The 11,937-nt window shown below is 28.4% G+C and carries 11 protein-coding genes; 2 read left to right on the top strand and 9 right to left on the bottom strand.

The window, feature by feature from the left end:
- Positions 1 to 90 precede the first annotated feature (90 nt).
- A complete protein-coding gene (locus tag GW846_06375) occupies positions 91 to 801 on the bottom strand; it encodes a nucleotidyl transferase AbiEii/AbiGii toxin family protein (protein NDK10370.1) in 711 nt (236 codons plus the stop codon).
- 76 nt (positions 802 to 877) lie between these two features.
- A complete protein-coding gene (locus GW846_06370; protein ID NDK10369.1) occupies positions 878 to 1,561 on the bottom strand; it encodes a hypothetical protein in 684 nt (227 codons plus the stop codon).
- 275 nt (positions 1,562 to 1,836) lie between these two features.
- On the opposite strand from GW846_06370, the gene GW846_06365 reads away from it, so the two are divergent.
- Positions 1,837 to 2,943, top strand: a complete 1,107-nt coding sequence (locus tag GW846_06365; protein NDK10368.1) for a glycosyltransferase family 39 protein — start codon at positions 1,837 to 1,839, stop codon at positions 2,941 to 2,943.
- Positions 2,944 to 3,176: 233 nt separating this feature from the next.
- Here the strand turns inward: GW846_06365 and GW846_06360 are convergent, their stop codons facing one another.
- The 4 genes from GW846_06360 to GW846_06345 all read right to left on the bottom strand — a co-directional run bounded on the left by GW846_06360 (position 3,177) and on the right by GW846_06345 (position 8,053).
- Positions 3,177 to 3,515, bottom strand: a complete 339-nt coding sequence (locus GW846_06360) for a nucleotidyltransferase domain-containing protein (protein NDK10367.1) — start codon at positions 3,513 to 3,515, stop codon at positions 3,177 to 3,179.
- Entirely contained in the window at positions 3,503 to 3,907 is a 405-nt protein-coding gene (locus tag GW846_06355; protein ID NDK10366.1) for a HEPN domain-containing protein, read from the bottom strand. Before GW846_06355 ends, GW846_06360 begins: the two co-directional genes overlap by 13 nt.
- A gap of 54 nt (positions 3,908 to 3,961) precedes the next feature.
- Complete coding sequence (locus GW846_06350; protein ID NDK10365.1) at positions 3,962 to 4,669, bottom strand: nucleotidyl transferase AbiEii/AbiGii toxin family protein; 708 nt, start codon at positions 4,667 to 4,669, stop codon at positions 3,962 to 3,964.
- A 618-nt stretch (positions 4,670 to 5,287) separates the two neighbouring features.
- A complete protein-coding gene (locus GW846_06345) occupies positions 5,288 to 8,053 on the bottom strand; it encodes an aminotransferase class I/II-fold pyridoxal phosphate-dependent enzyme (protein NDK10364.1) in 2,766 nt (921 codons plus the stop codon).
- A 22-nt stretch (positions 8,054 to 8,075) separates the two neighbouring features.
- Between GW846_06345 and GW846_06340 the strand changes: the two genes are divergently transcribed.
- Positions 8,076 to 9,320 (top strand): ATP-binding protein, encoded by a 1,245-nt coding sequence (locus tag GW846_06340; GenBank protein ID NDK10363.1) that lies wholly within the window; start codon positions 8,076 to 8,078, stop codon positions 9,318 to 9,320.
- A gap of 77 nt (positions 9,321 to 9,397) precedes the next feature.
- On the opposite strand, the gene GW846_06335 is transcribed toward GW846_06340, so the two are convergent.
- From GW846_06335 to GW846_06325, 3 genes are all read right to left on the bottom strand, one after another.
- Positions 9,398 to 10,306 (bottom strand): glycosyltransferase family 2 protein, encoded by a 909-nt coding sequence (locus GW846_06335; GenBank protein NDK10362.1) that lies wholly within the window; start codon positions 10,304 to 10,306, stop codon positions 9,398 to 9,400.
- Positions 10,307 to 10,310: 4 nt separating this feature from the next.
- Positions 10,311 to 11,378: a class I SAM-dependent methyltransferase gene (locus tag GW846_06330; GenBank protein ID NDK10361.1), complete on the bottom strand. Its 1,068-nt coding sequence runs from the start codon at positions 11,376 to 11,378 to the stop codon at positions 10,311 to 10,313.
- A gap of 6 nt (positions 11,379 to 11,384) precedes the next feature.
- The coding region (locus GW846_06325) for an FkbM family methyltransferase (GenBank protein ID NDK10360.1) at positions 11,385 to 11,937 on the bottom strand (553 nt) is incomplete at its 5' end.

Below are 11,937 nucleotides of genomic sequence, written 5' to 3'. Positions count from 1 at the left end.
CACAGTTAAATAATATTATATTCACGAATCAAGATAATATTTTTATCCTTCAAAGTCTAGTCATAAATAGTCTAATCGTAACCAGACTATTTATTTATTTAATAAATTATTTATAATAATAAGATAATTTTTGGAAAAATCTTCAACAAATTGATTGTCATTGATGAAGTTTTTTAAATCATACGATAATTTTTGAGGAGTGACCACTTTTTTTATTCTTTTCATCAATATTTCTTTTAATTCTTTGTTATTTTTGATTCCAGCAGTTTTCTTTAACATCTTCCAATTGGGTTCTATTCCTTTTTGTAAAAACCAAAAAAGATCGTAAAAATCTCTCCCTTTAATATCAATTTGATCTTCCTTATCTTCAGACTCCTTAAACCAAACTCTAAAAAGTAAAGCGTTAATCTTACCACTCATTAAAGAAGGCAGATCATAGTGATTTACAACGAAATTAAACCCATATTTTGATATTGGAGTCAAAGTATAGTTAGCAAAAGGAATAAGTTCATTTGTAGTTTCAATTTTGACATATAACTTATCACTTTCAGATTCATTTGATAGACCTAAGCTTTTTAGAAAAGGAAACTTTAGATAAAGTCTCATCGTTGCTTGAATCTTTGTTTCTAACTCAGAATAATATTTCATTTTAATTTCTTTTTTTAGATATTCATCTAACTCTCCAAGAATATTCTTACCTAATTTTTTTTCATCATAATCAAAATCTAAGTCTTCAGATAATCTTGGAAGCTCATAGCATATTCTTAGACAAGATCCTCCTTTGAAGACTAAATTTTTCATTTTCTTTTGGTTATACAATAAAGAAAGGACAAGATATTGGATGTATTCTTTAAGGTAATTTCTTATTAAAGATTTGCTATTTCCCTGTAATTTTTTTTCTTGAACGATTATTTTTAAAATTTGCTCAATCATAGTATTTTTGTTTAATCAAACTGATAACTTTCAAGGTTCTTTTATTATTGGCAATAACCGCATATTTTTCTAATTCTAAAAATTCGTTTTTGTTTAAATTTTCCCAGTTAATCCGCAATTCTTCTATTGCCTTTTCAGAAATCAAAGCATTTTTACAGAATCTTAAATATAAATAATCCAAAACCGCTTTTGATTTTTTAGCTACCATGATACTGGCAGAATAAAATTTCACCGATCCATATCCAAAAAAAAGTCGTGGGCTAAGAGAGTAGTAATTAAATTTTCCAAGTTTATTATCGAAAGATTTAGTTTTTTTTGTCGTAACACTGCTTATACCGTAAACTGCTTCAGTTAGAAGATTATATTTGCTCATTATATATTCGCCAGAGATGTAGGAAGGCTCATATATCTTATTTGCTAAATATTCTAAATACAAATCTTTATTTTCTTCTTTTTCAAAACGTGATTTTAAAATATATTTTCCTTTTTTTAAAGGGATAATTAATCCATTTTTTGACCAATATTTAATATTAAAGTTCAATGAATCTTCGTTTTTTTCCCATTGCCTCAACAATTCTTTAGTAAATAACAACAAATTGTTTAGATTATCAAGATTGGCTTTTTTCATATGTTTCTAAATTGGTAGATTAATTCTACTAAATCAGAAACAGATTGTCAATAAATAATTTAATTATTTGAATTTTTTTATGAAAGATTTTCTGGACATATTATTTGAGCTAATTATAATATATTATTAAGATATTTATGAAGAAAATATTTGAAAATGAGTTTTTAGTTTTTATCTTATTGATAATTCTTTTCATTGCTATCCGATCTCTTCATTTTGTTCCCGCTCTCAACTTTTCCTTTGATCAGGGTAATGGGTTTACTCGTATTCTTGAAATGTGGAAAAACAAAGAAATTACGCTCGTTGGCCCCGGAAGCTCGATATCTGCAGATAATAAATTACTGTTACAAGGTAGTATTCTTTATTATTTTACGCTTATCTTTGCCGTTCCCGGAAAATTTGATCCAATCGTATCGTCGTACATATTTATGATTTTTTCGTCATTTGGCATAATCCCGTTATATAGCGGGATGAAAAAATTAGCTAATCAAAAAACGGCTCTTCTGATGGTAGTGCTTTATACATTGTTACCCATGTTTATTGACTATACCCGCTTCTTTTTCGGCCCGAATTTCTTGATTCCACTTTCCACAATCCTGATATATCTTATGGGCCTGCATAAAACAAAACCTAACAGTATTTATTTATTTTTCATATTTGCGTATACAGGAATCCTCATACAATTTCATTACCAGATTGTAATCATTTTATTTATTTTATTTATATATTATTCATTTATAAAACGATTTCGTATTAAATCTATTCTGATAATGATTGGGGGATTCTGCGTCGGTTTTTCTCCGATGATTTTATTTGAACTGAAAAATCAATTTTATAATCTACATGTCATCAGAGATTATTTATTTAGTTCTAAACCCCACAGCGGGGCTCCTTTTCAAATTCTTCCTCATCGATATTTATCGATTAGCATTTTAACTCTTGCCTTGATTAGTAGTTATTTTAAAAAATATATTTCATATTTTTTAATAATAACCGTTGCGATAATTTTAATTATTTTTGATGCTTTTATTTATCTGCCAAAACCTTCACACGGTTTTGGAATGTCACCAAACTGGAATTATTTGATGGAAAAAAAAACTTATGAAATAATAAAAACGCAAAACGTCAAAAACTATAACATCGTCAATCATATCTATGACAACCTCTCCATGGTAATTAAATTTCACCTTAAAAAAGATGGAGTGAAGATGAGCTATGAAGATTATTATCATAATGATTATCTGTATGTGATCAGCAAAAATGCAGATGTTTTCAAAGATCCGGCTTATGAACTTAATACTTTTGTCCCAAATAAATTAGTGAAAAGTTGGAAGTTGAATGAGATTTATAATCTGTATTTGTTTAAAAGAGTGCAAAAGTAGTGGTGTGATTTAATGAATCGTTCCACTACTGAATTTTTAAAAATGACTCAATTATTTCCTTCACATACTCCATCATCTCCTCACTTATCCCCGGCCAGACTCCCAACCAAAAAGCATTATTCATGATTGTACAGTCTTGTCTTCGTGAATTAAAATAATATTTTTATCTTTTGCTATAGTCTTGTTGTCAATAGTCTATTCTAAACCAGACTATTAATGATGAAAATTATTTATTAATTTGAAGAATAGACTATTTTTCCGTATTTTTTTATTTCTCCGATTAATGGATGATATTTCATCAGCATATCTTTTTCCGCAATTGGAATTGCTTCTATTCTATCAGACACTTTCAATGACAGGTGAACTAAAAACATCATTTCTTTATGAGTATCCTTTCCAAAATCTGGAGAAACAACGGCTAAATCAATATCTGAATAATCTTTTTGCTTCCCTTTAGCAAATGAACCAAAGAGAATTACCCTAGATATTTTTATTTGTTCCTTTTGTAATAAATCAACAAAATTATTCACCTCTTTTTTTACTTGCTTACTTTTAAAAACTACGTTTTTCATATTAATGAAATAAAATAATTAAGTAATTCTTTTGTTATTTCAAAATATTTTAATGTGAATTCCTTTGTTGCTTTTTTATATAACTTATCTTTTATAACATCGTATCGAGCTTCTATATGAAATGTAGTCATTTCTTTTAATTCATTAATTTGTACCTCAGTTAACACAATCTTACAATCTGTGGCTAATTTAGCTAATTTATGAATTGGTGGTGGATATTGATCTTTTATTTTAATGTAATTTGCTTTCAAGACTTTTTCTATCGCTATATGGCATAAAAATAAGGCCCACTGATAATGCTTCATGCCTACTAAATCTTTAGCTATTTGAAAGTCTTCTTTAGCGCTTTTTAGCCATGCCTTCTGTAATTCATCTTTCTCCTTTATTTCCATATGCCCATTGTATCAAATATTCTAATATATAACAAAAAAAATTAAAATCTGCGCTTAATCGAATCCATATAGTGTATTTGTCATTACACTTTCTTGACTCGTGTCAATATTAAGAATTTTTCTATTCAAGAATTCTTTAACTTTTTCTTTACATATTTTATCATCTACCAGCTCGCCTAACCCCTGCAAGATATCATGAGGATTAACATTTTCTCTGATAAATGGAATCAAACTTTTTATGTATTCTTTAGCAGTTTTTTTTGTCCTTACTTCAATTATTTTTTCATTAATCTCAAAATTATCCTTAAACATAAAGTAAGCGTCATAAAGGTCGCGATTGACTACTTTTTTTCTGTCAGTTATAGCGCATAACTTATGAGCAAACATACAGCTTTTAGAAAGAGTTGGTATTGTCAACCCATAAAAATCTACATTTACATATGTATCAGGATAATCTCGTTTGCTCATCTCTACCTTAATTTTTTGTTTTCCTTTTTCATAAGAACCTAACCAAAAATATGTGTAGCGCTTATTGTATTCCTCAATTATTAAATAAGTTTTTAAAATTTTAGTTACTTCCTCAGGATTAAAATCATCTCCAATAATATTAAAATCTAAGTCAGTTGAAAAACGATCTAATTTATGAAACATATAAAGACAAGTTCCACCTTTAAAAGTAATTTTTGCCTGAAGATTATTATCTTGATAAATATCTCTTAATATTTTTTTAAAAATTATTTCATGCTGAATTCTATCCAACATAAGTTATTCTATTTTTTTAATTAATAATTTAATATCATTAATCAGTCTCTTATTTTTATAAATTTTTGCCGTTTCTAATAATTTATCTTTATTAATATTGTCTATCCGATCAATATTCATACTTGGCCAAATATATAACGTATCACAGATTGCTCTTTCTTTATCAGCTATCAGATATGACCCTTTATCAACTAAACCTAGTTTATTAAAAAAAATAAAATCCTTTACCTGATGGTATGAATACTCAACTTTTGATATTAAATATTTTTTACTTATCAAAGCAATTGAATAATTTGAAGAATAATATTGAAAATTAATACCATGTATCGATAAAGCCGTATGAAGAGAAATATACGAAAGAGGCTGTAATTTATGAGCTAATTCCAACGGAGAATATTTCTTATTTATCGAATATATTCCTCGGTAAATCCTATTCAATTTATTTTTTCTTAAATAATACTTAACGATTTCCCAAATTTTTGTTTTTTCGGAAATTCCCCAAATAACACTTAAATCCTGCGTGGTAAATACATTTTTATTTGAAATCAATAATTTCTCTATTTTATCCATTTGTCAGTTATAATGTTAGATAAACTACCACTAATGATGACGAAATATCTATTTCTTGTCAAGGGGGATAAATTCTTTTATTTTTTCTTTAACATAATTCATCATTTCTTTTGTTATTCCAGGATATACGCCAAGCCAAAAGGCATTGCTCATTATAAGATCGGCGTTTTTATGATCTCCGATTATTTTAAAGTTCTTTTTTAGGTTGATATAGGCCGGATGACGGAGAAGATTGCCGGAGAAAATATTACGGGTGCCGATTTTATTTTTTTCTAAATATTCGGTCAGTTGATTGCGTGTAAATGGAGCTGTTGGTTTAACGATTATAGGAAATCCAAAATAGCTGACTTCTTCGTTTTTATCGTTTTTCATTAAGATAAAGTACTTTTTATATTGTTTAAAAAAATCATAAAGAATTCCATAGTTTTCCTGTCTTTTTTTAATGAAGTAGGGGAGTTTTTTAAGTTGAGCACATCCTATAGCTGCCTGAAAGTCGGTTGTCTTTAAGTTGTATCCTATCTGTGAATAGATATATTTATGGTCATACCCTTGCGGCAGTTGTCCTAGTTTCCATCCAAACCTTTTACGACAGGTGTTGTCTTTACCGGTATCACACCAACAATCGCGACCCCAATCACGGAACTGGCGGATAGATTTATGAATCAAAGAATTATTGGTGACGACAGCTCCACCTTCACCCATGGTATTATGCAGAAAAATACCTAAAAATCCACCATAAAAATTTTCATTGCCTGGAACAGAAAAATCGTAAACATACTGATCTTTATCATAAGATATTTTCTCAACACTTCTAACCTTTAAGAATGATAAATCACTATTAACCAATTTATAGAGTTTTTTATTTGATTCCAAATATTTAAGTAACCGTTTTTTTGATATTATTTGTTGATCTTTGCTTATATTAATATACTTTCTAAATACTGGAAGTAATGGAATTTGATCAGCAAAATTATTTCTATCTTTGATGTTTTGCTTAACAATTGTTTTATCTCCATATATATAACCACTAAAATTTAATGTGTAGTTTTCATTATTTGAACTTATTGCCCCTTTAATTTTTTTTGAAGTGTGAGCTTTGTTTCTTCTATAAAAAGAGGCACTAATCCCCACTTTTGAAAGTAAATATTGAAAATCATTTAATAAATCTTTAGAGACGCTGGTAACATCAATCCTATTTGTATTATCTTCTAATATTCTTATTGATCCATCACCACTTGTATATCCATAAATAAATGCCTTGACACATTTTTCATCTGTATGGAACATAAACCAAGGAATTCTTTTATTTTTTGCCCCTTTCTCTATTTTAAAAACTTCTCTAAAAACTATTTCGACATTTTTTGATTGAATTTCTACGTTAATTTCATTGTTTCTGCTTTTTCCAACTGATGGAATTATATTAAATTGGCTTTTAGATATGGCAACGACATCTTTAATCAAATCTGTTTCATTTTTATTGAAAGAAAATATAAGACCATTTTGATATGAACCCTCAGCCATATAATATCCAAGTAATCTACATAATTCTTCATTAATAACAATTCTTATAGGTATTTTATTTGATTGAGATATTCCTATAAAAAGGTTTTCTTTATCGAGATCATAATAGTTTAGATATTTTATTGGCAAAGCATTTCTAGATTTATACTGCCACGCATAATCACGATTTTTTATTGATTTTAAATTTTCAACTGAAAAATTTGAAATATAAGTATCTTTATTTTTAAAAAATTTTAGAGTATCAATATATTTAATCAAATAATTAGCAGGGATGTTGTTTGTGGTAACAATAAAATCGTCAACCATTATTTGTCTAGCTTCTTTTGGAACAATGTCCGCTGTTTCTTGATCAATGACAAATACACTATGATCTTCGGTCACTTCCACTGATCTACCATGTTGAGTGGTTATTTTAAACATTTTTTTTGCAGCTCCTAGCTTATGCCTTAATATTGCTGATGGAGTTGACCAACTAACTTTATTATTTTTATCAAATGATAAAACTTTTATTTTTTTTGAGTCATTAATATATGTTTCATATATTTTTTCAATTGGTTCCATATTCCAACTTCCTTTCTCATCTAAATAGGGAATTGGCGTATTAAAAGAACAGCTCATCTGATGAGCTGGATAAAAGCTAAAGGTGGCAATGTCACCAAAAGAACTAACAAGTTTTCCGTCATATTTAGAACCTAAAGCGTCGCAACAATCCTCAATTACCCAAAGATTGTATTTTTTGGCTATTTTCATTATTTTTTTTAAGTTATAGGGTTTTCCCAGAGTATGGGCGACCATGATCAGTTTAGTTTTTTTTGTTATTGCCTTTTCGATCTGATCAACATCAATATTCAAGGTATCAAGCTCTGCGTCAATAAAGATCGGTTTTAAACCATACTGTAGGCCCGGATTGACAGTCGTTGGAAAGGCAACCGAGCAGGTAATAAATTCATCTCCTGCTTTTAATCTTCTATCACCAAATACTGAAGAGGTTAGGGAAGCCAAGGCAACTAAATTTGCGGAAGATCCGGAATTGACCAGCGAAACATAATTTATTTTCAAAAACTTTTTAAATTCCCTTTCAAATTCTTTTGCCCAATTACCTTCGGTCCACCAACCATCTCTAGCGGCCGAAATTGCATTATTTATTTCCTCCTCGTCAAAAACTTTTCCGGAGACGGGGACGTAAGTTTCTCCGGGGATAAATTTATTCATTACCATAATAATAACATTCCGGATGTTTTTTTTCCATCTATTCCACATATTCTCGGCAAAAAAAGCAATTGCATTCCACATATTCTCGGGTTATACTCGATTTATGACTACTTTTATACAAAGAATCAGTATCGAAGAAATAACCAAACACTTGCAGTCAAAAGAAATTACCATGCTTGTTGGACCAAGACAAGCAGGTAAAACTACAATTATGCTTCATATAAAAGAACAATTAGATAAGCGAGGAGAAAAAACCCTTCACCTAAATATTGATAGAGATGATCATCATAAATATTTCAATTCTCAAACTGATTTAGTAAATTATCTAAATTTATATTTTGGTACAAAAAAAGGGTATCTTTTTATCGATGAAATACAAAGATTAGATAATGCAGGTTTATTTCTTAAAGGTATTTACGATCGTAATCTTCCATATAAAATGATTGTTTCAGGTTCCGGCAGTCTTGAACTAAAGGAAAAAATTCATGAATCACTGGCCGGACGAAAACGGATATTTGAAATCCCCACCATTACTTTTTTTGAATTTATTAACTTTAAGACCAACTATCAGTTTAAAAATAAAATTCATGACTTTTTTAAATTTGACAAATCACTTCCAGAAACATTATTACAAGAATATTTATATTTTGGCGGATATCCAAAAGTAGTTTTGTCTAATACTTTAGAGGAAAAAATAAATATAATAAAAGAAATTTATAATAGCTATGTTGAAAAAGATATTCAAAACCTTATTCATATCGAAAAAACGGAAAATTTTATACACCTCGTTTCTGTTTTATCTTCCCAGATTGGACAATTAGTAAATAGAACTGAGCTAAGTCAAACCTTAAATATTGATCGTGAAACATTAAAAACATACCTTTGGTACTTAGAAAAAACATTTATTATTAATCGAATTAATCCATTTTTTTCAAATATTCGTAAAGAACTTACTAAAATGCCCTTATTCTATTTTACAGATATTGGACTCCGAAATTATAATCGTAACCAATTTGTAACCCCTCCAGATAAGACAGATGGCTTTTTATTTCAAAATTTTATTTATCAACTATTAAAAGAGTCAAAAATGTTTAATAATTCTAAGATTAATTATTGGAGAACAAAAGACGGCGCTGAAGTTGATTTTATCGCTCATTTCGGCAATGATATTATTCCGATTGAAGTAAAGAATAACTCATTAGATAGTATAGAACTAAGTCAATCCATTCACAGCTATATTACACTTTATAAACCAAAAAAATTTTATTTAATTAATAAAAACCTTGAAAAAATCACACATGTAAACGATTGTGAAATGATCGCATTACCTTTTTTTAAACTTCTATAAGGTTGTTTATTTTTTCCTCGTCAAAAACTTTACCTGAAACGGGAACGTAAGTTTTACCTGGGATAAATTTATTCATATTATTGTTTATTTTTTTTATCCTTTACATTTATTGTCTCTTCTACGATATACATTGGACGGTTCTTTGTCTCTTCAACAATAACTTGAATGTATTTTCCAATGATGCTGATAGCAAATAACAAAAGAGATCCAATAAAAATTACCAAACTGTATAAAGAGAATTCTGACATTAAAAATATAAATGAGAAAAAAGAAACAACCATTCCAGAATAAAACATTGAGTCCAATATTAAATAAGAAAATCCAAATATTCCTATTTCTGCATGTTTAAAATAATTAAGTATGCTATAGGAACTTATACCCCCTTGTCTTTTTTTTCGGTCATAATAAACTTTTGTTGATTTAAAGCCAATCCATGCACGAAGGCCTCTAAAAAACCTATATTTTTCAGGTAAGGAATTTAATGCTATTACAACCTTCTTGCTAAAAAGACCTACACCGGAAGCATTCACGGGGACATCAATATTTGAGATTTTTCTAAAGAAAAAATAAAAGAAACTTCTAAGTAATTTTGTAAATGAATCATCCTCGGTTTTTCTATATATCCCTATTACAACGTCAAAACCCTGTTCCCACTTTTGAATAAAATCTAATATCAGTTCAGGAGGATCCTGTAAATCTGCAGGTAAAGCAATTACAGCATCACCATGCGCATATTTGTAACATGCTGCAGCAGACGCTTCAGGGCCAAAGTTTCTTGAAAGGAATATTCCAGAAATTTTTTTATCTTTTTCTATTAATTTTTTAATAATTTTTCTTGTTTGATCGATACTACCATTATCAATTATAATATACTCAAAATCATATAAATTTATTTTTCTTACTATTGCATTTATTTTTCTATAAGTTGTTTCTATATTTACTTCTTCATTAAAACATGGAATAGTAATCGAAACTTTTTTCTTCATATTATTAAAATGTAACAATTTTATTCTTTAATTCTCTTTTTCTTGTTTCTTTAGCTATCTCATCCTTAAAGGCAAAGGAAGAGATTAATATAGGATTATTATATTCAACTAACTTGTCAGGTGATAATATATCGATTCCGTCTAATTTTTTTCCTATTAAATTCTTATTACTGTCTACAAATTTAAATATTTTATTTCTTATTTTTGTTGTCATAAGTAATCTTTGAGTCAAGGCGCCCACTCCCCAAATAATGGTATTTTTTGGCAATAATTCAATTTTTTTTAAAATAAGGCCCATTTTTTTTTGTGATTGTGAAATGTATTTATGCATTCCGTTATCTTCTATCTTTATTTTTTTCCATAGTGAAACGATTGCCTTTCCATCGCTTTTTATAAAAACTTTATCACAGTTACTCATTAGTTGATATAGTGACTTTTCTGTAAAAAAGTTAATATGTTCAGTAGAAAATTCGCCATACGGTTCATCAAATTTTTTATGAAAACGCTCTGCATCCGGCACACAAATATAAATCATTCCATTTGTATTTAATAGTGAATATGCTTTTATTATTGCATTTCTTACTTCCGTCAAATGTTCCAATACTGCTGAAAAAATAACTAGATCATATTTCCTCTTTGAAGCAAACTTTTCAAGAGTTGATGTAATAACTGATATATTATAATCTTTCTTTGCGATTATTCTGCACTCTGGAGCAGGCTCAACCCCTAATAAATTCTTGTAGCCTCTATGCTTTATAAAGTCAAGTAACTTTCCTACTGAACAACCTACCTCTAAAATACTTGAATTTTTTGGGATAAATTTCCTAAGAATATAGTCAAATTGTTTATATGTAAATTCGTCATGCATTTCATGTTGACGAGTACCCTCATATTTTGATTGATTTTTATAATATTCATTATAATATTTTTGAGAAGGTGTATTGTTTACGTAAACAAAACCACAAAAATTACATAAAACAATTTTATGCTCAAAATGTTCGGCAAATTTCTGAGTGTATAATAATTCGCTTTTATCATGTAAACAAATTGGACAAGACCTAACTTCATTCATAATTTTTTAAACAGCATAACAAATAGTATCCATTAAAAAATCTGAGTAATGCCGTAAAAATATTTTATAATCCGGTCGAAACTTTTTTATGAGAATAGTTAATTCCCATATGTCATTCAGGTTATGATAAGAACATATGACAAGTTTTGGTTTATATTTTTTTATAGTCTTTTTTGCCCCAATTAATGCTTTTTTTTCAAAACCTTCTATATCTAATTTGATGTAGGTAAAATGTTCGTCGATATATTTATCTATTGGAACGATTTTTATTTGAATTTTACCGTATTTAATAACTTTTGATTGTAAATTTCCCTCGTTTGTAAAACTAAGGGTATTGTTTTTATCTCCTAACCCTAGCCTAAATATTTTTATTCTGGAATCTTTTAATTGCCTGACATAATTATTTATTTTTTTGTAATTTTTATTGTCCGGCTCGAATGCAAATATGTTTTTAAACCTATTTTTTGATTCTTTGATAATCAATCTAATCGTATCACCATCATAGGCGCCACCATCAAGAAACACTTCATTGTCTGAAAGATGAATAATTTTTTTGTCA

The sequence above is a fragment of the Candidatus Gracilibacteria bacterium genome, from assembly GCA_010119145.1.
Taxonomy (GTDB): Bacteria; Patescibacteriota; Gracilibacteria; order BD1-5; family UBA6164; genus JAACSU01.
Note: the sequence above shows the minus strand (reverse complement) of the source record. Positions and strands in the feature narration are given on the sequence as shown.